This is a genomic window from Nocardioides rubriscoriae, assembly GCF_008087085.1.
GTDB lineage: Bacteria > Actinomycetota > Actinomycetes > Propionibacteriales > Nocardioidaceae > Nocardioides > Nocardioides rubriscoriae.
This window is the reverse complement of sequence record NZ_VIYJ01000001.1, coordinates 208,966-230,270: the sequence shown is the minus strand read 5'-3', so window position 1 is coordinate 230,270 and position 21,305 is coordinate 208,966. Positions and strand designations below refer to the sequence as shown.

Here is a 21,305-nt window from a genome sequence, read left to right as displayed (position 1 = left end):
TGGGTCCTAGCTCTGGGCCTGGTTACGCAGGCCGACCTCGGTCTGGTAGGTCTGGCGGTGGGTGCCCTTGAGCACGGTCAGGCTGATGACGACCAGGTCGATCTTGGCCAGCTCGGGCGCGTCGAGGACGCCGTTCTTGTTGCCGACCCCGGTCGTGGCGTCGATCTCGGTCCACGACGTGATGCCGTCGGCGTTGGTGTCGTACTGCCACAACGACGACCGGTAGTCGAGGGTGAAGCCTGTGACGTCGTCGGACAGGATCGGCTGGGTCACCGCGTCCCCGGCCGCGTCGTTGGCCGTCAGCGTGAGCTGGTCGTCGGTCGGGTCGTAGCGGTAGGTCAGCACCTCGGGGTCGGCGGCCACGTCGTCCAGGCGCCGGTTGCCGTTGAAGTCGACCCCGAACGTCATCATGGCTGGGCCGTCGGTGGTGCTGGGGATCGACACCGCGAGGATCTCGCTGGCCTGGCGCAGCTCGCGGGTCAGCCGCTCGGTCGCCACGCGCGCCTGCTCGTTGATCGCGGTGAACTGGCGGGTGTCCTTGAGAGCGCGGCTGACGGTGATGGTGCCGGACAGGACGAGCACGAGCAGCGTCAGGAAGATCGAGATCGCGACCATCATCTCAGCGAGGGTGAAGCCCGCGTCGTCGCGCGTCGGGCTGCGTCGCTCGCGCTGGCTCACCGGTAGTCACCCGCCTTGCACGACAGGGCGCCGACCTGCAGGGAGATGACGGAGGTCTCGTCGCCGGTGGTCGGCACCGTGTCGATCGACACGACGCCCTGCAGCGCGGCCTCGGCGTCCTTGCCGGCGGCGGTCCTGACGACGTCGGAGGCGCTCAGCGAGCGCCACGACCCGATGTAGTCGCCCAGCGTCAGCCCACCGCCCACCACGGTCGTCAGCGGGATCGAGGCCAGGCCGGACGCCTTCGCGGTCGTCTCGGTGAGGGTCAGCGGCGTGCTGTAGCCGGCGGGGGTCTTGTAGGACACCGTGGCGGTGAAGTCGGCGACGGCCGTGGGGGTCCTCGTGGTGCCGGACGTCGTCACCGTGCACCGGGTGCGGGCCTGCTTGAGGGTGATCCTGACGACCCCGTCCGGAGCGAAGTCCGTCGGGAACAGCCGGATCACGCTGGACTGGGCGGTGACGCAGGCGTCGACCGTCGACGTGGCGCCCTTCGTGGTGTTGAGGTACCCCGTCGACCGCAGGACGGCCGGGTCGCTGCTGGCGTCGAACGCGCAGTTCTGCACCCGGGACTTGTCGGTGAGCGTGCCGTCGAGGGAGACCATCGGCTGCCCGGCCGCCAGCCGGAGGCTGGACTGCGGGCTCTGCGTGTTGCTGTAGGAGAACCCTCCGTTGGAGGTGCCCTGCGGCAACGAGGCCTGGACCGGCGCGGTCGGGGTCCCCGCCAAGGGCAGGCCGTTGGACGCGGACGCACCCACCCCGACCGTCTGGGAGTTGCCGAAGCAGGCGAACGTGCAGCTGCCGTTGAGCTTGGACGACACGGCGTTGGTCGTCCCGATCGACACGTCGGGCGGGGCGACGGCGTTGCTCGAGGCGGCCGTCGCCTGGGCCCCCAGCGAGTCCGCCGCCACGCCGGCGTTGGCGAAGGCCGAGACCCGGGACCCGGAGAAGAGCTCGCCGGACAGGTTCACCACGCCCACGTCCATGGACAGGGTGGTCGTCGGGTCCGTCGCCGACGAGATGCGGACCGCCGTGACCTCGGCCTCGGAGACCACCAGTGGGGTCGCCGGGCTGACCCGGTCGATCTGGGAGTAGACGCTGGTGTAGCGGTCGCCGCGCCTGGGGTCGTAGAACACGGTGACGGTCGTGGCCAGCTGCATCGCCGGCGGTACGTCGACGACGGCCGCCCGGGAGTCGTAGGCGCGCGAGGCCGGCGTCGTGGTCGGGGTGACCGCGGTCGGTGTGGCCTCGGAGGTCATGAACTGGGTGTCGATGACCATCGAGAACACGCCCAGGCCCGGAGCCTGCACGGGATTGACGACCTTGCGGTAGAAGGCGCCGGAGGGCTCGTAGGCGCACCGTGTCGCGGACCCGGAGACGTAGCCCGTCCACGACGCCTGCGGGAACGCGGAGGCTCCGCTGCCGCACACCGGGCTGCTGGCGGCGGAGGTGTTGCGGTAGTAGGTGTCGAGGACGTCGCGGTAGTCACCGGCCGAGAAGCCGACGTAGAACGGCATGTTGCGCATGCGCTCGATCTGGGCCTGGGCGACGCCCTTGGCCTGGGTGACGTCGCGGGCGGTCCCGGCGGCCTTCAGGCCCGCGATGACCTGCGGCAGCACGGCAGCGGTCACCACGAGGAAGAGTCCGAGCGCCACCATGACCTCGATCAGGGTGAAGCCGCGGTCGTCGCGCAGACGCGCCTCAGGTGATGGATACACGGCCGGTGAGCCCCTCGACGGTCAGCGTGTAGACCTTGGTCGACCCGCTGCGGGCGATCTTCAACGTGCCCGGGTACGCCGAGCCCGCCGGGCGGAACGTGATGCCGGAGGACACCGACCCGTCGGGCGCGGTGAAGGCGGCCGACGTGATGTCGACGCGTCCGTCCTCGACCTTGACCGGGCCGTTGATCTTCTGGGTGGTGGTGCCGCACGCGAAGCGCGACAGGGTGTAGGTGTCGGCGGCGGTGTCGAACGACAGACACATCGACACCCCCTCGGTCACGGCCCGGACCTGCGCGTTGCGGATCGTCGAGGCGACCGCGTCCGCGGTGCCCCGCTGGCCCTCGGCCGCGACCAGGCTCCGCGTCCCGGAGACCGCCATGGCCGACAAGACGCCGAACAGCGCCATCGCGACCATCAGCTCGACCAGCGTGAACCCCGCGTCGCGGGCCGCCGTGACGCGCGGCTGACGCCAGGCGGCGAAGGCGCTGTGACGCATGACGGAACCGCTTTCTCGAGATCGGGGTCGGGGTCGGGTGGTGCGTGGGTCACCTAGGTGGTCGGCATCCGGGTCGACCCGATTGAGAGGACGGGGAGCGATCGTCGACCACTGGCGGGGTCAGGCGAGACCGAGCTCGACGAGCAGGTCCCGGGCCTCCGCGCTGACCTTCGGGCCTCGGGCGAGCACCCGGGTCAGCACCTCGCGGACCGGCTCCTCGTCGAGGAGCCGCGCGGGGACGCGTGCGGCGGTGCCGTTGCCGACGAGCAGCAGCACCCGGTCGGACTGGAAGTCGCGGTAGGCGATCTGGTCCACGGCACCGAGGTCGACGGCGGAGTCGCCCATGGTGTTGAGGGCGCGCAGCGCGATCCGGTCGTGGGTGATCGTGGCGGTGACCGACGAGCGCTGCTTGCGGTAGCGCCCGATGCGGTAGAGCCAGAACGAGACGCCGAGGGCGACGGGGACCGCGGCCCACCACCACCCCTGGCCCAGGACGGCGACGGCGAGCCCGACCACGGGGGTCAGCGCGATGGTGCGCTTCTCGCTCCCGCGCCAAGGCCACGCGCTGGTCACCACGACGGGCTCCGCCGCGGACCGCACGGACCGTGTGGTGCCACCGGTCGTCGCGGCGCGGTCGGTGGTGGAGGTCGGGAGGTGGTGGGTCACGAGGTCGGTTCCGTCTCTCGTCGTCCGGTCGCCGCACGCCGGGGGCGAGCAGTCGCTGTCGTGGGTGATGATCGGCAGCCCGGTGGCCCGACTGGAGGGCGACGGGCCGTCGCCCCTAGCCGCGCTCGTCCTGGGGCCGCCACGACACGACCTCGTCGCCGTCGCCGACCTCGATGCGACCCGTGACCCCCACCTGGGTGGTCCGGGCCAGGGGTGAGGGGGCCCCGTGCGCGGTGCCGAGCGAGCGCTCCTGGGGGCGCCAGTGGATGTCGAAGTCGGCGTCGTCGTCGGGCAGGACGATCCGGTGGGCGCCGCCGGTCCCGGACGCGTAGGGGCTGCGGCGCTCGGCCCAGACCTCGGGCGCCCGCGCGGCGGCGGGCTCGGCGGCCGGGGCGGCCTGGGCGCCGGGGGCGGGCCTCGTCGGGGCGGGGGCTGTCGGGGTGGCGGCCGTCTGGGCAGGGCTCACCCGGGTCGGCTCCGGCGGGGTCCCCGGCGACACCTCCCGCCGCCGGTGCTTGACCGCCTCGGGGGTCACGGCGAGCTCGACGACCAGGGCGCTGACGAGGTCGCCCGGTGCGGCGCCACCTCGCGACTCCGGTGACGCTGACTCCTCCTCGTGCCGACGGTGGATGAGGAGGACGAGGACTGCCACGAGCCCGAGACTGATCGAGGCCAGGACCATGAGAGACGACATGGGTGAGGGCTTTCCGGTGGGGGGGCGGGAGTGCCTGCTTCCCCTGGGTATCGGCTCGGTGGCCAGTGATCCTGAGCAATCTCGCGCACGGAGTCGCCCGGGAGTCCCTCAGGTCGGCGGAGTGGGCCGCGTCCTCGCCGTACGGCGGGCGACCGCGACGCCGACCAGGGCGAGGGCCCCGCCGACGTAGGCCAGCGCCGGCGGCACCTCGTCGAGGAAGACCAGGCTCATCACGATCGCGAGCACCGGCACGATGTAGGTCGTCACCCCCAGGCTCGACGCTGTCATGTGCTGCAGGGCGAACGCGTAGGTCGTGAAGGCGATCGCGGTCGGGAAGACCCCGAGGTAGACCAACCACCAGACCGACGACGCCGGGGCGTCGGCGACCTCGGAGACCAGCCCGCCGGCGTACGGCAGGCAGGCGACGGCGCCGACGGTGCAGGCCAGCCAGGTGACGTGGACGGCGGGGAGCTGCGCGACCAGCGGCTTCTGCAGCACCAGGCTGACGGAGTAGACGACCGCGGCGAGCAGCACGAGGGCGACCCCGACGAGGTCGCGGTCGCCGTCGGGCGACCCGGACAGTCCGATCACCGCGACGCCGCAGAACGCCAGGGTGAGTCCGGCGACGAGCTGGGGGGTGAAGCGCTCGGAGAGGAAGATCGCCGCGAGCACCGCGATCAGCACCGGCGAGACCTGGATCAGCATCGCGGCGGTGCCGGCGTCGATGCGCTGCTCGCCCTCGTTGAGCGCCACGTTGTAGACGCCGAACCACAGCACGCCGATCGCCACGAGCGAGACCCACTGGCGCCCGGTCGGGCGGGGTACGCCGCGGCTCAGCGCGAAGCCGGCCAGTGCCAGCGACCCGACGACGAGCCGGCCAAGCGAGAGCGGGCCGGCGGAGAAGTCTCCGCCGAGGTGGCGGATCGCGACGAACGCCGAGGCCCACAGCACCAACGTCACCCCGACGGCCGCCAGCGGGAGCCAGCTCGGGGGAGCGGCGGTGGGGGTCGGGGTGTCGCGCGTCTGTGTCACGACCCAACACTACGGACGCCGATGACCGGCGCCCAGCGGATAACGGACGTGGATGCGTGGTTTGCTGCCAGAGCGCCGCCGGGGAGGGGTGCGGGACGTCAGAGGTCCAGCTTGTAACCCAGCCCGCGGACGGTCACGAGGTACTTGGGCTCGCCCGGGTCGGGCTCGAGCTTGGCGCGCAGACGCTTGACGTGGACGTCGAGGGTCTTGGTGTCGCCGACGTAGTCGGAGCCCCAGACCCGGTCGATGAGCTGGCCGCGGGTGAGCACCCGGCCGGGGTTGCGCAGGAACATCTCGAGGAGCTCGAACTCCTTGAGGGGCAGGCGCTGCTCGTGGCCGTCGACGGTGACCACGTGGCGCTCGACGTCCATGCGGACCGGGCCGGCCTCGAGGGTGTCGGGCAGCAGGTCGGGGTCCTGGCCGCGGCGCAGGACGGCGCGGATGCGGGCGACGAGCTCGCGCGGGGAGTAGGGCTTGGTGACGTAGTCGTCGGCGCCGAGCTCGAGGCCGACGACCTTGTCGACCTCGTCGTCCTTGGCGCTGACCATGATCACCGGCACGTTGGAGGTGGTGCGGATCTGGCGGCAGACCTCGGTGCCGGGCAGGCCGGGCAGCATCAGGTCGAGCAGCACGATGTCGGCACCGTTGCGGTCGAACTCGGTGAGAGCGGCGTTGCCGTCGGCGGCGATCGCCACCTCGAAGCCCTCCTTGCGCAGCATGTAGGCGAGGGCCTCGCTGTAGCTCTCTTCGTCCTCGACGACGAGTACGCGGGTCATGGTGTGTCCTTCGGGTCGTGGGCGGGCGCCGAGTGCGACCCGCCTGAGTCAGCTGGAGGGGCGTGCGTCTCGGCACGCGGGAGGGTGAGCGTGAACGTCGAGCCCTGGCCCTCGACGGACCAGACGGTGACCTCGCCGCCGTGGGTGGCCGCGACGTGCTTGACGATCGACAGGCCCAGGCCGGTGCCGCCGGTCGAGCGGTGCCGGGCGGGGTCGACGCGGTAGAACCGCTCGAAGATCCGGTCGACCTCGAGCTGGGGGATGCCGATGCCCTGGTCGACGACGCTGATCGCCACGAAGTCGTCCTCGACCCGGCTGGTCACCAGCACGGTGGAGTCGGGGTCGGAGTAGTGCACGGCGTTGGCGACCAGGTTGGCCACCGCGGTGGTCACCTGCTCCTCGTTGCCGAGGACCTTCAGGCCCCGCTCGCCGCCGGTGACGACCGAGATGCCCTTGGCGGCCGCGTCGATCGCGCTGGTGTCGACCGCGAGGCCGATGACCTCGTCGAGCGACATCGGCAGCGGCGAGTCGAGCGGCTCGTCGCCCTGGAGCCGCGACAGCTCGATGACCTGCTGCACCAGCACCGTGAGGCGGTCGCTCTCGAGGAGCATCCGGTCGGAGAAGCGACGCACCGCCTCGGGGTCGTCGGCCGCCTCGTGCACGGCCTCGGCGAGCAGCCGGATCGCGCCCACGGGGGTCTTGAGCTCGTGGCTGACGTTGGCGACGAAGTCGCGGCGCACGGACTCGACACGACGCTCGCGGGTGCGGTCCTCGACCAGGGCGAGCACCAGCCGCGAGCCCAGGGGAGCGACCCGGACGGTGACGTGCCGGGCGGGTGCCTGCTCGCGCGGCATCACCAGCTCGGTCTCGCGGATCTGGCCGTCGCGGCGTACCTCGCACACCAGCGAGGCGAGCTCGGGCGTCACCAGCGACGTGCCGCGCACCAGTCCCATCGCGTAGGCCGGGGCCGAGGCCTTGAGGACCACGTCGGAGTCGTCGACGATCACCGCGCTGCTGCGCAGGACCGACAGCACGGCGGCGACCGCGGCCGGCACGGCCGGCTCGTCGACCACCTGCGGCTGGTGCTGCTGGCGGTCGCTGATGTGCCAGGCCAGCACCGCGCCCCCGGCCACGACCGCGCCGATCACCGCGGCGAGGAACGCCTGCGTCGTCGGATCCACACGCTGATCGTACGGCGGGCGGCTCCCCGGACCCGCCGGCGAGCGTGTGACTTCCCTCTGTTCATCCGCCGTTCACCCGAACCGGCGGGGTGGACCGGTGGGGGCGCTTAGGCTCGGGTCATGCGCGAACAGTTCCACGACCAGCTCCAGGCCGTGTTCGACGACCTGGCCACCATCTGCCGCCAGGTCGAGGCTGCCGTCGCCCAGGCCACCCTGGCCCTGATGACCGGCGACGTCGCCACGGCCGAGCGCGTGATCAGCGCCGACATCGACATCGACCGGGCCCGCGAGCGCGTCGAGGACGCCGCCTTCGACCTGCTGTCCCTGCAGCAGCCCGTCGCCGGCGACCTCCGCACCGTCGTCGCGGCCCTGCGGATGGTCAGCGAGCTCGAGCGGATGGGTGACCTGTCGGTCCACGTCGCCAAGATCGCGCGCCTGCGGGTGCCCGAGATCGCCGTGCCCGAGGACGCCCGGCCCACCGTCGAGCGGATGGCCGCCGTCGCCGAGGACATGGTGCGCCGCGCCGCCGAGATCATCACCAGCCGCGACGTCGAGGCCGCGATCGCGCTGGCGCGCGACGACGAGGAGATGGACCAGCTACGCCGCACCAGCTTCGCCGAGCTGCTCTCCGACGACTGGGCCCACGGCGTCGAGGCCGCGGTCGACATCGCGCTGCTCGGCCGCTACTACGAGCGGATCGCCGACCACGCCGTCTCGGTCGCCAACCGGGTCGTCTTCGTCGTCACCGGCGAGAGCCCGCACGCCGTCTCCGGCGGCTGAGGCCGACCTGAGTCGGGCCCGGGTCGACCGGGCTCGGAGGTCAGCGACCCTGGTTGGCCACGGCGGCGGCCGCCGCGGCTGCCGCCTCGGGGTCGAGGTAGCGCCCGCCCGGGGTCGTCGGGGCGAGGTCGTCGTCGAGCTCGTAGAGCAGCGGCATGGCGGTCGGGATGTTGAGGCCGGCGATGTCGTCGTCGCTGATGCCGTCGAGGTGCTTGACGATCGCGCGCAGGCTGTTGCCGTGGGCGGCGACGAGGACGGTGTGGCCCGCGCGCAGGTCGGGGACGACGTCGGACTCCCAGTAGGGCAGCAGTCGGTCGATGACGTCCTTGAGGCACTCGCTGCGCGGCATGTCGTCACCGAGGTCGGCGTACTGCGGGAGACCGACCTGGCTGAACTCGTCGTCGTCGGCCAACGGCGGCGGCGGGACGTCGAACGAGCGGCGCCAGAGCATGAACTGCTCCTCGCCGAACTCGGCCAGGGTCTGCTTCTTGTCCTTGCCCTGCAGGGCGCCGTAGTGGCGCTCGTTGAGGCGCCAGGAGCGGCGTACGGGGATCCAGTGGCGGTCGCACGCGTCGAGCGACAGGTGGGCGGTGGTGATCGCGCGGCGCTGCAGCGAGGTGTGGACGACGTCGGGCAGCAGCCCGGCCTCGGCCAGCATCCGGCCGCCGGCGACGGCCTCGGCGCGGCCCTTGTCGGTGAGGTCGACGTCGACCCAGCCGGTGAAGAGGTTCTTGGCGTTCCACTCGCTCTCGCCGTGGCGGAGGAGGACCAGGGTGGCGGTCACTCGCCGGCCGCCGGGGCCTCGCTGGCCGGCTCCTCGCCGTGGGGCTCGGCCGTGGCGTAGTCGCAGGAGTAGGGGCCGGGCTCGCCGTCGGCGGCCGACGCGGCCTCCTCGGACGCACCCGTCGTGTCGCCGGCCGCCTCGGACGCGGACGGCGACTCGGTGGCGGTGGTGCCGCTCGGCGTCGCCGAGGTCGGCAGGGTCAGCTCGGTGAGCTTGTCGAGGGAGTAGGCCCGGCACGGCGGGACCACGTTGACGGTGAGCGTCGAGACCTGCCCGTTGGAGAACTTCAGGGAGACGTCGACGAAGTCACCGGCCCCGAAGGTGCCGCTGATGCCGATGCCGCCGGTCTGGAACAGGCTGACGGCGCCGCCCGCAGGGACCTCGACGTCGGCCGTGGCGTCGATCGGCTGCGTGTCGGACGTCGGCACGAGCGAGTCGAGGGTGACGGGGTTGTCGAGGTCGTCGTTGCTCAAGGTGGCCACGAACAGGCCCAGGTCGTCCTGGCCGGCGATGACGACCGCGCCGAGGACGTCGACCGAGCCGTCGCGGTCGTTGATGCCCGCGCTGATCGTGTTGACCCGGTTGGTCTGGTAGTTGAAGCCGCAGCCGCCCAGCAGCGGTGAGGCGAGCAGCGCCCCCGCGGCGAGGAGGGTCAGTCGGCGGGACCGGAGCGGCCGCATCAGCATGGTGGGACCTTCGCAAGGACGGGACGGACACGAGCAGGCGCCAGCCTAGTGGTGATGGTGCACGGGCCCCGCACTGGAGCACCTGCGGTCTTGATCACCGGCCTGATCACCGGCCTGATCACCGGCCTGGTCAGCGCACGTCCGGCGGCCGTCCAGCGTCCCGATCAGTGCCGCAGGCCGAGGGTGGTGCCGACGACCACGATGGCCACCAGCACCGCACCGGTGTACGCCGCCGACACCGCGAGCAGCCGGGCCGCGCCCAGGCGCCGTCCGAGGACCAGCGGCAGGTAGGTCCAGCCGTCGGCGTCGTCGGCCACGAGCCCCCACACCGAGCGCAGGAAGTGGACGCCGATCCCGAGCAGCCCGAAGAGCACCACCATCGCGACCTCGGGCGGCTCGCCGACGGCGGTCCCGCCCCAGCCCCCCAGGGCGAGGAAGGGCGCGTAGAGGGCGTACTGCACGGCCCACGACACCCACGACAGGCGCCCGCGGCGCAGCACCACGTTGCCGAGCAGGCCGACCGCGAGCGCCGCGAGGTAGAACGTCCCGGCGTCGACCCCGGTGGAGATCGACAGCGGGATCACCAGGAGCACGCCCAGCACCAGCGCGTACCAGGCGCTGCCGACCTCGAGGCGCCCGTCGGCCACGGGCTTGCCCGGCGTGTGGTGGCGGGCGTCGGTCGCGCGGTCGACGATGTCGTTGTGCCACCCGAGGATGGCCTGGCCCACGACGCCGGTCGCCGCGACCACGGCCGCCTCGCGGGCCGGCCGGTCGGCGGCCAGCGCGGCGATCCCCAGCCCCAGTCCGGTCGCCAGCGCCTGCCGTGGGTGGGAGGCCTGCAGCAGCAGCACGGGGCCGGACCCGGCGACCGAGAGCCGCAGCCGCTGCGCCGTCGTACGCCGGTCCGTCGGGTCGCCCTCGGCGGCCGGCTCGGGAGCCTGCTGCGTCGTCGGTTCCCCGGGGTCGTCCCCGGCGCGGTCGCGTCGCGTCCGGCGCTGCAGCTTGGCCATGTCGAGCAGTATCGACCACCGGCCCCGCAGGGCGTCCCTGCCACCCCGACGAACCCCTCGCCACCACACGATCCGGCTTCTGTCAAGACACCAAAACTGATCGATCAGGCCTCTGACCTGCACAAACGTCGGCTGAGAGCCTCCTGAGTCGTGCTAGGATGAAGGCCTAGGAAGGGGTTCATCACATATGACTTTCACCGTCGGCGAAACGGTCGTCTATCCCAATCACGGGGCCGCTGTCATCGAGGACATCGAGATGCGGAAGATCAAGGGAGAGGACCGTGAGTACCTGGTGCTCCGGATCGTCGCTCAGCAGGACCTGGTCGTCCGCGTGCCCGCCTGCAACCTCGATCTCGTGGGTGTCCGCGACGTCGTCGACAAGGCGGGCCTCGATCGCGTGTTCGACGTCCTGCGTGCCGAGCACGTCGAGGAGCCGACCAACTGGTCGCGGCGCTACAAGGCCAACCTCGAGAAGCTCCACAGCGGCGACGTCATGAAGGTCGCCGAGGTCGTGCGCGACCTGTGGCGCCGCGAGCGTGACCGCGGCCTGTCCGCGGGCGAGAAGCGGATGCTGGCCAAGGCGCGCCAGATCCTCGTCTCCGAGCTGGCCCTGGCCGAGCACACCAACGAGGACAAGGCCGAGACCATCCTCGACGAGGTCCTCGCGTCCTGACCTGACCCACCAGTTGCACCCAGCCTCACCCGTCAGCCCCGGCCACCCGGCCGGGGCTGACGTGCGTCCGGCGGGCTACCGTCCAGGGTGATGTACGACGACGAAGAGCCCGTCCCGCTCGGCACCGTGCTCACCGACGAGCGCGGCTCCCTGCCGTTCCTGCTGGTGCACGGCGAGGCGCTCGCCGCGGCGGCCGCCTGGTCGCTGGGGGAGTCCGGCGTGATGATCGTCGACGAGTCCGTGCCGTGGAGCGGCCTGGTCGAGGCCGCCGAGACCTTCGTCCTGCACGACAGCCTGTGCCCGCTGACGCCGCCCGACTTCATCGCCGCCTGCGTCGAGCGCTGCCGCGAGACCGGGGCGGTCGTGGTCGCGACCCGGCCCGTCACCGACACGGTCAAGCGCCTGGCCGACGGCTACGTCGGCGCGACCGTCGACCGCGACCGGCTCCGCACGGTCTGCTCCCCGGTGGTGCTCCCGGGCTCGGTGGTCGCCGCGCTCCCGGCCCTGCCGACGCTCGACCTCACCGAGCTCGTGGTGCTGCTGCGGGCGTCGTACGACGTGGTCGAGGTGGAGGCGCCGCCGAGTGCGGCCCGGGTCTCAGGGCGCGACGACGTCCGCGTGCTGGAGGGCCTCGGCGAGCGCTAGGTCTTGCGGCCAGGTCACCTTGAGGTTGAGGGCGCTGCTCGGCACGGCCGCGATCCGTACGCCTGGCGCGAAGCGCTCCAGGCACGACGCGGTGTCGGTGCCGGAGAACCCCTCGGCGTCGGCGGCGGTGTAGGCCGCCAGCAGCTCGACCGCGGCGAAGGCCTGCGGGGTCTGCACGGCCCCGAGCCCGCGCTCGGCCCCGTCGGGGCTCAGCAGGGTGGGCGCGGGGGCGACCGGGATCGCGCCGCCGTGGGCCCGGGCCGCGGCGATCACCGCGTCGAAGAGCGCGCGCGAGGCGAGCGGGCGTGCGCCGTCGTGGATGGCCACGACGTCGACCGCGCCGGACGCGACGTCGCCGCGCAGCAGCCGCAGCGCCGCCCACTCCGAGTCGTGGCGGGTCTCGCCGCCGACGACCAGCGCGACCTGCGCCTGGCCCAGGTGCGGGGCGAGGGCCGCGCCGACCGCCTCCTGCTCGCCGTCACGGACCACCACCACGACGCGCACGACGTCGGCGACCGCCAGCGCGGTCAGCACCGACCGGGTCAGCAGGGGTACGCCGCCCAACGGCAGCAGCACCTTGTTGACCTCGGCACCGACCCGGGTCCCGGAGCCGGCGGCGAGGACGACGACGGCAGCGGGCACGGGGCGAGTCTGCCAGGGCGTGCGATCGACGGTGGCCGTCGACGTGTGACTTCGTGACTCCTGACCTCTCACTTCAGACGAGGATTTTCCTGGCTGTAACACACCGAAACCTGAGCGTGCCGGGCGCCGATCTAACGTCCGAGCATGACGCCTCGGTCCCCCTCTCGGGAGGAGTGGCAGCCCGTCTGCAAGATGTCCGACCTCGAGGTCGAGCGCGGCGTGGCGGCCCTGGTCCACGGTCAGTCGGTCGCGATCTTCCGCGTCGCCGACGACGAGGTCTACGCCCTGGGCAACCACGACCCCTTCGCGAAGGCCTCGATGATCGCGCGCGGCATCGTGGGGGTGCGCCACGGCGTCCCCTTCGTCGCCTCGCCCGCCCACAAGCACGCCTTCGACCTGCGTACCGGACGCTGCCTGGAGGACGCCCACGTCACCGTCCCGGCGTACGCCGTCAAGGTGGTCGACGGGGTCGTGCTGGTCGGCCACCGCAAGGCGCAGGCCGCCTAGTCGACCGGGTCGATCGGGTCGACCGGGTCGACCGGGTCGACCGGGTCGACCGCCACGACGAGGGCGGTGGCGATGGCCGCGGCTCCCTCGCCCCGACCGGTGAGGCCCAGCCCGTCGGTGGTGGTGGCGGAGACCGAGACCGGGGCGCCGACGGCGGCCGACAGGACGGCCTCGGCCTCGGTACGGCGGGCACCCAGACGCGGGCGGGAGGCGACCACCTGGACGGCGACGTTGCCGATGGCGAAGCCCGCGGCGCGCACGCGGCGGGCGGTCTCGGTGAGCAGGGTGACCCCGGAGGCGCCGGCCCACTCGGGCTCGGAGGTGCCGAAGTGGGAGCCGAGGTCGCCGAGGCCGGCCGCCGAGAACAGCGCGTCGCACGCGGCGTGCGCGGCGACGTCGGCGTCGGAGTGGCCCTCGAGGCCCTGCGGCTCGTCGGGGAACGACAGCCCGGCCAGGTGCATCGCGACACCGTCGGCGTAGCGGTGGACGTCGACCCCGATCCCGGTCCGCGGGAGGTGCGGGGGAAGCCGTAAGGGGTCCGTCATGTCCGCGGAAGTCACGGGCCGATCATGCCTGAGGGAAGATGTGACCATGAAGAGGTCTGCGGCCGCGTGGTCGTTCGCCGGCGTGCTCGCCGGATTCACCGGCCTGGCGATCAACTTCGCGCTCACCGAGTGGTTCAACCAGCCCGGCGCCGTCGTCGCCGTGGCCGACTTCGTGCGCGACCACTCGCCGGCCGGCATCGTCAACTGGGCCCGCGAGAACTCCGGCAAGAAGATCACCATCCCCGCCATCCTGCTCATCCTGACGACGTTGTTCGCCGTCATCGGGCGGGCCGCACGCACCCGCTGGTGGGTCGCGGTCGCGGGCTTCGGCGCCGTCGCTGTGCTCGGCAGCATCGCCGTGCTCACCACCAACGGCGCCACCGTCACGCGCCTGGTCCCGGTCGCGCTCGGCTACGTCGCCATGGTCGGGGCGATGGCGCTGCTGGGCGAGCGCCTGCGGCAGCTGCAGTCGCTCGACGACAGCCACCTGTTCGGCGACCTGTGGCGCGGACGTCGCCGCGACTTCCTGGTCGTCGTGGGTGCGGTGGTCGGCGTCGCCAGCATCTCGACGATCGCCGGACGGCTCTTCGGCCAGGACGTGCGCAAGCAGAAGGAGGAGCAGAAGAGCCTGCGACTCCCGGTGACCAGCCCCGTGATCCCCGCCGGCGCGCGCGTCGACGTCGACGGCGTCCAGCCGTGGATGACCCCGGCCGACGACTTCTACCTCATCGACACGGCGTTCTCGCGTCCCGTGGTGCTGGCCGAGGACTGGTCGCTGCGCATCCACGGCATGGTCGACCGCGAGATCACCCTGACCTACAACGACCTCATCGGCCGCGAGGGCGTCGAGGCATGGATCACGCTCAACTGCGTGTCCAACGAGGTCGGCGGCGACCTGATCGGCAACGCCTGGTGGAGCGGCGCCCTGCTCGCCCCGATCCTCGCCGCGGCCGGTCCCCAGCCGGGCGCCGACGCGGTCCTGCAGACCTCCATCGACGGCTGGAACTGCGCGACCCCCCTCGACGTGCTGATGGACGGCCGCAAGGCGATGCTCGCCGTGGCGATGAACGGAGAGCCGCTGCCGCGCGACCACGGCTACCCCGTGCGCACGATCGTGCCGGGCCTGTACGGCTACGTCTCGGGCACCAAGTGGGTCGTCGACATGGAGGTCACCACCTTCGACCAGGTCGACGCCTACTGGACCCAGCGCGGCTGGGGCGAGCTCGGCCCGGTCAAGATGGCCTCCAAGGTCGAGGTCCCCTCCCGTGGCGCCACGGTGCCCGCCGGCCAGGTCGTGGTCGCCGGCACCGCTTGGATCCAGCACACCGGCATCTCCGCGGTCGACATCCAGGTCGACGGCGGCCCCTGGACGCCCGCCGACCTCGGTGCGGCAGCCAGCACCGACACCTGGGTGCAGTGGAAGGCCACCGTCGACCTCGAGCCGGGCGACCACACCGTCACGGTCCGCGCCACCGACGCCGACGGCAACGTGCAGACCAGCGTGCGTGCCGACGTGCTGCCCGACGGTGCCACCGGGTGGCACTCGGTCGACTTCTCCGTGGCGTGACCGACCCCCCGGACGACTTCGCGGGCCGGCCCGGGGTCGCGCTCGTCGTCGGCGGCAACGGCGGCCTCGGCGCGCCGGTCGCCGACCTGCTCGCCGCGCGGGGCGCCCGGGTCGCGGTCACCTACCGCCGCGAGGCGCCGGCCCGCGGGGCGTCGTACCGGCTCGACCTGGACGACCTCGACGCGGTCCCCGGGGTCGTCGAGCAGGTCGTCGCCGACGGCGGGGGACTGCACACCCTCGTGCACGCCGCCGGGCCGCACGTGCCGATGCTCCACCTCTCGCGCGTGAGTCCGACGCAGATGGCGCAGCAGCTCGCGGCCGACGCCGCGGCGTTCTTCGCCGTCGTGCACGCGGCCCTGCCGCACCTGCGTGCGTCGCGGGGCTCGGTGGTCGCGGTGACGACCGCGGCGACCGCGCGCTACCCCGTGCGCGACGGGCTCTCCTCGGCCCCCAAGGCCGCGGTCGAGGCGATGGTGCGCGCGTTCGCCGCCGAGGAGGGGCGCTACGGCGTCCGCGTCAACGCCGTCGGCCCCGGCATGCTCACCGACGGCATGGCCGAGCGGCTGATCGCCTCCGGCGACCTGTGCGACGCCGACCTCGCGATCACCCGCAGCAACATCCCGCTGCGTCGCTTCGGCACCGCCGCCGACGTCGCCGAGGCCGTCTGCTTCCTGGCCTCCGACCGCGCCGGGTTCGTCAGCGGCCAGAAGCTCGACGTCGACGGGGGCTACGGCGTCTGACGCCGATAGTCGTGGACGTTCTGCACGTGTGCACAACGTCCACGACTATCGGGTCTACCAGTTGCCGGGCGACCGGGCGGGCAGCGGGTGGGCGGCGTCGCGGATGACGTAGACCAGCCCGCCGGAGCGGGTGAGCCAGGCCCGCTCGAGCTGGCCGCGGTCGTAGGTGCGGCGTACGCCGGCGCGGGTGCCGGCCGCCGGGTCGTTGACCACCACGTCGCCGTCGGCGGTGAAGCCGACGATCACCAGCAGGTGGCCGGCCGTCGAGCCGATCGGGGCGCCGTCGAGCTCGCCGGGTCCGAAGGTCACCGACGCGACCAGCGGGATGCCGGCCTTGATGAAGCGCTCGGCATCGCGCAGGTCGCGCAGCCGGGTCACGAACGCCTTGCCGGCCAGCGGGGCGGCGTACGCGGTGTTGAACGGCCAGTTGCCGGTGCCGTCGTAGTCGTGGTCGTAGGTCATTCGAGCGGCGTAGTCGACCCACGGGTCGGTGTGGCCTGCCGGCACCCAGTTGTACGACGCGGCGCGGGGGAGCCGGTCGTAGTAGCCCAGGACCATCGAGGTCGAGGTCGGCGAGCACCAGGCCTCGCCGCCGCCGCCCCACTGCGGGAAGTGACCGTCGTGGGCCATCTGCGAGTAGCGGGGGACGTCGAGGACCACGCCGCGCGCCACGCCGGGGGCCGACGTCGCCGGGGTCGTGGCCGGCAGCGCGGAGACGACCGCGCCGACGGTGTCGACGGAGGGCCGGGCGGTGGTGCCGGCGGCGCGGGCCAGCACGACGCGCACCTGGTAGGAGGTCAGCCCGGCCGGGGCCTTCCAGGTGTCGACGTCGACGCTCGCGAGGTCGTCGGCCTGGCCGGAGTCAGTGGTGCGGTGGGTGTAGGTGTCCCACAGGGCCCACCGGCTCATCAGGTCCCACGACGACGTCGTGCCGGCGGCGTCGCGGCCGCGCACGCGCACCTCGACGAAGCTGTCGGACGGCGTGAGCGCCGACCACGAGGCGATCAGCTCGGTGAAGGCGAAGCCGGGGGAGACCCACGCCGACTCCCACCTGGCGGTCTCGTAGCTGGTCGTGCCGACCTTGCGGCGCGCGGTCGACGACGCGAACCGGGCGCGGCCGTCGGCCACCGTCAGGCCGTACGAGCGGCCGGTGGCGAGCTCGGCGGTGGAGTCCCACTGGTGGTAGGCGATCCGCCGCGCGGGCGCCTGCGCGTCCGCCGTACCGGGTGTCACCGCGGCAACGTAACAGGACGCGAGGGCCGCGCTGAGGACGAGTCGGGCGAGGGGAAGGCGCACGCGTCGACGGTACGTCACATGCGCCCCATCCGTCACAGGCTTCGTGGATGAGCGGTCGGGGCGCCCGATCTCTAGACTTGGCCGGTGACCTTCCGGCTCTACGACACCGCGATGCGCGAGGTGCGCGACTTCCGACCCCTGGAGGAGGGGAAGGCGGGCGTCTACGTCTGTGGTCTCACGGTGCAGTCGGAGCCCCACGTCGGTCACGTCCGCTCGGCGGTCAACTTCGACGTGCTGCGCCGTTGGCTGACCCACCAGGGCTACGAGGTCAGCTTCATCCGCAACGTCACCGACATCGACGACAAGATCCTGGCCAAGGCCGCCGAGCAGGGCCGTGCGTGGTTCAACCTCGCCTACGAGATGCACGGACGCCTGCGCGAGGCGCTGGCCAGCATCAACGTGCTGCCGCCGACCTACGAGCCCGGCGCGACCGGTCACGTCCCCGAGATGCTCGAGCTGATCGAGACGCTGATCGCGCGCGGCCACGCCTACGCCGCCGAGGACGGGTCGGGCGACGTCTACTTCGACGTGCTGTCCTGGCCGTCGTACGGCGAGCTCACCGGGCAGCGGGTCGACGACATGGAGCCGGCCGAGGACGCCGACCCGCGCGGCAAGCGCGACCCGCGCGACTTCGCGCTGTGGAAGGGCTACAAGAAGGACGTCGAGCCCGAGACCGCCGCGTGGCCGAGCCCGTGGGGTCCCGGTCGGCCCGGCTGGCACATCGAGTGCTCGGCGATGGCCGGTAAGTACCTCGGCCCCGCCTTCGACATCCACGGCGGCGGCGTCGACCTGCGCTTCCCCCACCACGAGAACGAGCAGGCCCAGTCGCGCGCGGCCGGACACCCGTTCGCGTCGTATTGGATGCACAACGCGTGGATCACCACCGCCGGCGAGAAGATGAGCAAGTCGCTCGGCAACTCCCTGGCCGTGCCCAAGGTGCTCGAGCGCGTGCGCGGCATCGAGCTGCGCTTCTACATGGTCAGCGCCCACTACCGCTCCCACGTCGAGTTCAGCTTCGAGGCGCTCGAGGAGGCCGCGGTCGGCTTCCGGCGCATCGAGACCTTCCTCGACAAGGCGGGTCCCGGCGAGGCCGGCGACGTCCCCGAGGCGTTCGCCGCCGCGATGGACGACGACCTCGGCACCCCCGCGGCCGTGGCCGTGCTGTTCGACACCGTCCGCGAGGCCAACCGCGCCGCCGACCCTGCCGCCGTGCAGGCGCACGCCGCCCGGGTGCGGGCCATGCTCGGCGTCCTGGGCCTCGACCCCGCCGACCCCGCCTGGGGCTCGGCCGGCGGCCACGACGCCGCCCTCACCGCAGCCGTCGACGCCCTCGTCGCCGGTCTGCTCGCGCAGCGCGCCGAGGCGCGCGCCGCCCACGACTTCGCCCGCGCGGACGCCATCCGCGACCAGATCAAGGACGCCGGCATCGAGGTCGAAGACACGCCCGCCGGCCCGAAATGGAGCTTGAGAAATGCCCGGTAATTCGCAACGCAAGGGCTCGGTCCGCAAGAGCTCCAAGAAGCCCACCGCCGGCTCCGGGGGTCGCGTCAAGCGCGGCCTCGAGGGCCGGGGGCCGACCCCCAAGGCCACCGAGCGCGAGTACCACAAGGCCCACAAGGCGCTGCAGGCCAAGAAGCGGGCCGCGTCCAAGGGTGGGCCGCGCCGCAAGGGCACCGACGCCGAGTGGATCGCCGGGCGCAACTCCGTCCTCGAGGCGCTGCGCGAGGGCATCCCGATCACCGGCCTCTACGTCGCCGAGGGCGCCGAGCGCGACGGCCGCCTGCGCGAGGCGTTCCGGATCGCCCAGGACAAGGGCCTGAGCCTGCTCGAGGTCAGCAAGGGCGAGCTCGACCGGCTCACCGACGGCGCGGTCCACCAGGGTCTCGCCGCCCGGATCCCGCCGTTCGAGTACGCCCACCCCGACGACCTGCTCGACCTGGCGGACAAGAACAAGGAGAAGCCGCTGATCGTGGTCCTCGACTCGATCACCGACCCCCGCAACCTCGGCGCGATCATCCGCAGCGCGGCCGGCTTCGGCGCCCACGGCGTCGTCATCCCCGAGCGTCGCGCCGCCGGCATGACCGCCTCGGCCTGGAAGACCAGCGCGGGCGCCGCCGCCCGGATGCCGGTCGCCCAGACCGTCAACCTGGTGCGCACCCTGAAGTCGTTCCAGGAGGAGGAGGGCTGCATGGTCGTCGGCCTGGCCGCCGACGGCGACCTCACCCTGGACGCGCTCGTCGCCGACCGCGACCTGGTCCGCGGCCCGCTGATCATCGTGGTCGGGGCCGAGGGTGACGGCCTGGGTCGCCTGGTCTCCGAGACCTGCGACCACCTGGTCTCGATCCCGATGGCCAACACCCTCGAGTCGCTCAACGCCGGGGTCGCCGCCTCGGTGTGCCTCTACGCCGTCAGCCGCGCCCGCGCCTGACCGCCGACCCGTCGCGTCTACGCGACGGGTCGACCTCCGGACCCCGCCGACCCGTCGCGTACACGCGACGGGTCGACGTCGTTGAGGGTGTGAGTAGCCCTGAGACGCGTCTTGGCTCACCCGTCCGGGCCAGATGTGACCGCGATCGCAAAATCACCGGTGACGCGCGTCACCTTTGGGCCGAGGCCTCGTTTGATAACTAGTACAGGTTCTAGTTTTCTTCGAAGCGTCGCCCCGGAGGTTCCGTGCTCATGCTCCGCAGTGCCACACAGACCCGACGACCGCGTGCCCGGGCGGCGGCGATCGGGGTCCTCGTGCTGGCCCTGGCCGCGTGCGGGTCCAACCTGGACCCCGCGCAGGTCGCCCGCACCAACGGCAACGGCCAGGTGGTCGCCGACGGCACCGCGGGCGACGCTGCCGCCGGCCTCGACGGCGGCACGGTCGTCGACCCCGGCGCCGGTGGCGCGCCGGCCGACCCCGCCGCGGGAGCGGGCTCCGACCCCGGCACCGTGTCCGACCCCGGCGCGGGCTCCGGCAGCGACGCCGGCGGCGCCGGGGGTGGCGACGCCCCGAGCGACGCGGCCACCGACCCGGCGGTCAAGGCGCCGTCGGCCGCCAGCTGCGAGGGCCTGAAGAACCAGACCGGCATCACCGACGACACCATCACCATCGGCAACTCCTCCGACATCACCGGCCCGGTGCCGGGGCTCTTCGCGACCGCGCAGGACGCCACCCAGGCCTTCACCGCCTACTTCAACGCCTCGGTCCCCGACGGCATCTGCGGGCGCAAGCTCAAACTGATCAGCTACGACAGCCGCACCGACGCGGCCGGCGACCAGGAGCAGTACGCCAAGGCGTGCAAGGAGGTCTTCGCGATGGTCGGCTCGGTCTCCGCCTTCGACCTCGGCGGCGCCAAGACCGCCCAGGACTGCGGGCTGCCCGACCTGCGTGGCGGCTCGGTGACCTTCGAGCGCAACGCCTGCACGACCTGCTTCGGCGTCCAGGCCGTCAACACCAACTTCTTCGAGAACGCCGTGCCCGACTTCGTCGTCAAGACCGTCGGCGCCGCGTCGGCCAAGAAGGCCGCGTTCTTCTACTCCGACGCCGGGGCGGCCAAGCAGAACGCCGAGGCGCAGGTCAACGCCATGAAGAAGCGCGGGCTCGACTTCCCGGTCGTGCAGGGCATCCCGACCTCGGAGTTCAACTACTCCTCCTACGTCTCGGCGCTGAAGGAGAAGGACATCGACGTCGTGTTCTTCACCACCGCCTACAACCTGTCGGTGCGCATGCGCCAGGCCATGCAGCAGCAGGGCTACCAGCCCAAGCTCTACCTGCGCGACCCGACCGACTACAACCCCAGCTACGTCAGCCAGGGCGGCAGCGCCGTCGACGGCACCACGGTCTACACCAACTTCGCGCCGTTCGAGGAGAACAACCCCGAGGTCCAGCTCTACAAGACGTGGCTCGGACAGGTGAAGCCCGGCACGCCGCCGCTGTTCTTCGGGGTCTTCGCCTGGTCGGCGGCCCGGCTGTTCACCACCCTCGCGGCCAAGCTCGGCGGCAAGCTGACCCGCGAGTCGCTGATCGCCGAGACCCGCAAGGTCGACGACTGGACGGCCAACGGCATGCACGCGCCGCAGCCCGTCGGGTCCAAGGGCACCGGGGAGTGCTGGCGCTTCATCCAGCTCTCCGGCGGCGCCTGGAAGCCCGTCGGTGGCACCAAGTACTCCTGCACCGGTCTCTCCTCGGCCCGCTGAGCGA

The 21,305-nt window shown here is 72.5% G+C and carries 23 protein-coding genes; 9 read left to right on the top strand and 14 right to left on the bottom strand.

Annotated elements, in window-relative coordinates:
• Window positions 1-6: 6 nt before the first annotated feature.
• From FZC61_RS01165 to FZC61_RS01130, 8 genes are all read right to left on the bottom strand, one after another.
• Window positions 7-678: a PulJ/GspJ family protein gene (locus FZC61_RS01165; protein ID WP_148611635.1), complete on the bottom strand. Its 672-nt coding sequence runs from the start codon at window positions 676-678 to the stop codon at window positions 7-9.
• Complete coding sequence (locus FZC61_RS01160) at window positions 675-2,393, bottom strand: type IV pilus modification PilV family protein (RefSeq protein WP_148611633.1); 1,719 nt, start codon at window positions 2,391-2,393, stop codon at window positions 675-677. Before FZC61_RS01160 ends, FZC61_RS01165 begins: the two co-directional genes overlap by 4 nt.
• The gene (locus tag FZC61_RS01155; RefSeq protein WP_148611631.1) at window positions 2,377-2,892 is read right to left on the bottom strand and encodes a pilus assembly FimT family protein; all 516 of its coding nucleotides are present in this window, start codon (window positions 2,890-2,892) and stop codon (window positions 2,377-2,379) included. Before FZC61_RS01155 ends, FZC61_RS01160 begins: the two co-directional genes overlap by 17 nt.
• Window positions 2,893-3,012: 120 nt before the next feature.
• Window positions 3,013-3,558, bottom strand: coding sequence for a hypothetical protein (locus FZC61_RS01150; RefSeq protein ID WP_148611629.1), 546 nt, complete (start codon window positions 3,556-3,558; stop codon window positions 3,013-3,015).
• Between the two features lie 115 nt (window positions 3,559-3,673).
• The gene (locus FZC61_RS22840; RefSeq protein WP_170285920.1) at window positions 3,674-4,210 is read right to left on the bottom strand and encodes a hypothetical protein; all 537 of its coding nucleotides are present in this window, start codon (window positions 4,208-4,210) and stop codon (window positions 3,674-3,676) included.
• A 150-nt stretch (window positions 4,211-4,360) separates the two neighbouring features.
• A complete protein-coding gene (locus tag FZC61_RS01140) occupies window positions 4,361-5,284 on the bottom strand; it encodes a DMT family transporter (RefSeq protein WP_246142456.1) in 924 nt (307 codons plus the stop codon).
• Window positions 5,285-5,382: 98 nt separating this feature from the next.
• A complete protein-coding gene (locus tag FZC61_RS01135; protein ID WP_148611626.1) occupies window positions 5,383-6,060 on the bottom strand; it encodes a response regulator transcription factor in 678 nt (225 codons plus the stop codon).
• On the bottom strand, window positions 6,057-7,241 hold the full coding sequence (locus tag FZC61_RS01130) for a sensor histidine kinase (protein ID WP_148611624.1): 1,185 nt from the start codon (window positions 7,239-7,241) through the stop codon (window positions 6,057-6,059). The genes FZC61_RS01135 and FZC61_RS01130 overlap by 4 nt, the downstream gene beginning before the upstream one ends.
• A gap of 120 nt (window positions 7,242-7,361) precedes the next feature.
• On the opposite strand from FZC61_RS01130, the gene phoU reads away from it, so the two are divergent.
• The gene (gene phoU, locus FZC61_RS01125) at window positions 7,362-8,021 is read left to right on the top strand and encodes a phosphate signaling complex protein PhoU (RefSeq protein WP_148611623.1); all 660 of its coding nucleotides are present in this window, start codon (window positions 7,362-7,364) and stop codon (window positions 8,019-8,021) included.
• A gap of 40 nt (window positions 8,022-8,061) precedes the next feature.
• Here the strand turns inward: phoU and FZC61_RS01120 are convergent, their stop codons facing one another.
• From FZC61_RS01120 to FZC61_RS01110, 3 genes are all read right to left on the bottom strand, one after another.
• Complete coding sequence (locus FZC61_RS01120; protein ID WP_148611621.1) at window positions 8,062-8,805, bottom strand: phosphoglyceromutase; 744 nt, start codon at window positions 8,803-8,805, stop codon at window positions 8,062-8,064.
• Window positions 8,802-9,491 (bottom strand): hypothetical protein, encoded by a 690-nt coding sequence (locus tag FZC61_RS01115; protein ID WP_148611619.1) that lies wholly within the window; start codon window positions 9,489-9,491, stop codon window positions 8,802-8,804. The genes FZC61_RS01120 and FZC61_RS01115 overlap by 4 nt, the downstream gene beginning before the upstream one ends.
• 164 nt (window positions 9,492-9,655) lie before the next feature.
• Window positions 9,656-10,501 (bottom strand): UbiA family prenyltransferase, encoded by an 846-nt coding sequence (locus FZC61_RS01110; protein WP_148611618.1) that lies wholly within the window; start codon window positions 10,499-10,501, stop codon window positions 9,656-9,658.
• A gap of 187 nt (window positions 10,502-10,688) precedes the next feature.
• Here FZC61_RS01110 and FZC61_RS01105 point away from each other — a divergent pair, with 187 nt between their 5' ends.
• Both FZC61_RS01105 and FZC61_RS01100 read left to right on the top strand, forming a co-directional pair.
• Entirely contained in the window at window positions 10,689-11,174 is a 486-nt protein-coding gene (locus FZC61_RS01105; protein WP_148611615.1) for a CarD family transcriptional regulator, read from the top strand.
• A 90-nt stretch (window positions 11,175-11,264) separates the two neighbouring features.
• Window positions 11,265-11,819 (top strand): 2-C-methyl-D-erythritol 4-phosphate cytidylyltransferase, encoded by a 555-nt coding sequence (locus FZC61_RS01100; protein ID WP_148611613.1) that lies wholly within the window; start codon window positions 11,265-11,267, stop codon window positions 11,817-11,819.
• Here FZC61_RS01100 and FZC61_RS01095 read toward each other — a convergent pair.
• Window positions 11,772-12,461: an IspD/TarI family cytidylyltransferase gene (locus FZC61_RS01095; protein WP_148611611.1), complete on the bottom strand. Its 690-nt coding sequence runs from the start codon at window positions 12,459-12,461 to the stop codon at window positions 11,772-11,774. The genes FZC61_RS01100 and FZC61_RS01095 overlap by 48 nt on opposite strands.
• Window positions 12,462-12,605: 144 nt before the next feature.
• Between FZC61_RS01095 and nirD the strand changes: the two genes are divergently transcribed.
• Window positions 12,606-12,968: a nitrite reductase small subunit NirD gene (nirD, locus tag FZC61_RS01090; protein WP_148611609.1), complete on the top strand. Its 363-nt coding sequence runs from the start codon at window positions 12,606-12,608 to the stop codon at window positions 12,966-12,968.
• On the opposite strand, the gene ispF is transcribed toward nirD, so the two are convergent.
• On the bottom strand, window positions 12,965-13,513 hold the full coding sequence (gene ispF, locus FZC61_RS01085; RefSeq protein WP_148612499.1) for a 2-C-methyl-D-erythritol 2,4-cyclodiphosphate synthase: 549 nt from the start codon (window positions 13,511-13,513) through the stop codon (window positions 12,965-12,967). The two genes, nirD and ispF, sit on opposite strands and share 4 nt — an antisense overlap.
• Window positions 13,514-13,559: 46 nt before the next feature.
• Between ispF and FZC61_RS01080 the strand changes: the two genes are divergently transcribed.
• Complete coding sequence (locus FZC61_RS01080) at window positions 13,560-15,080, top strand: molybdopterin-dependent oxidoreductase (RefSeq protein ID WP_148611607.1); 1,521 nt, start codon at window positions 13,560-13,562, stop codon at window positions 15,078-15,080.
• Window positions 15,077-15,820, top strand: a complete 744-nt coding sequence (locus FZC61_RS01075) for an SDR family NAD(P)-dependent oxidoreductase (RefSeq protein WP_148611605.1) — start codon at window positions 15,077-15,079, stop codon at window positions 15,818-15,820. Before FZC61_RS01080 ends, FZC61_RS01075 begins: the two co-directional genes overlap by 4 nt.
• 54 nt (window positions 15,821-15,874) lie before the next feature.
• Here the strand turns inward: FZC61_RS01075 and FZC61_RS01070 are convergent, their stop codons facing one another.
• The gene (locus FZC61_RS01070; protein ID WP_148611603.1) at window positions 15,875-17,116 is read right to left on the bottom strand and encodes a C39 family peptidase; all 1,242 of its coding nucleotides are present in this window, start codon (window positions 17,114-17,116) and stop codon (window positions 15,875-15,877) included.
• An 84-nt stretch (window positions 17,117-17,200) separates the two neighbouring features.
• Between FZC61_RS01070 and cysS the strand changes: the two genes are divergently transcribed.
• The 3 genes from cysS to FZC61_RS01055 all read left to right on the top strand — a co-directional run bounded on the left by cysS (window position 17,201) and on the right by FZC61_RS01055 (window position 21,301).
• Window positions 17,201-18,598: a cysteine--tRNA ligase gene (gene cysS, locus FZC61_RS01065; RefSeq protein WP_148611601.1), complete on the top strand. Its 1,398-nt coding sequence runs from the start codon at window positions 17,201-17,203 to the stop codon at window positions 18,596-18,598.
• Window positions 18,588-19,544: a 23S rRNA (guanosine(2251)-2'-O)-methyltransferase RlmB gene (gene rlmB, locus FZC61_RS01060; protein ID WP_148611599.1), complete on the top strand. Its 957-nt coding sequence runs from the start codon at window positions 18,588-18,590 to the stop codon at window positions 19,542-19,544. Before cysS ends, rlmB begins: the two co-directional genes overlap by 11 nt.
• Before the next feature lie 251 nt (window positions 19,545-19,795).
• Entirely contained in the window at window positions 19,796-21,301 is a 1,506-nt protein-coding gene (locus tag FZC61_RS01055) for an ABC transporter substrate-binding protein (protein WP_148611597.1), read from the top strand.
• Window positions 21,302-21,305: the final 4 nt, after the last annotated feature.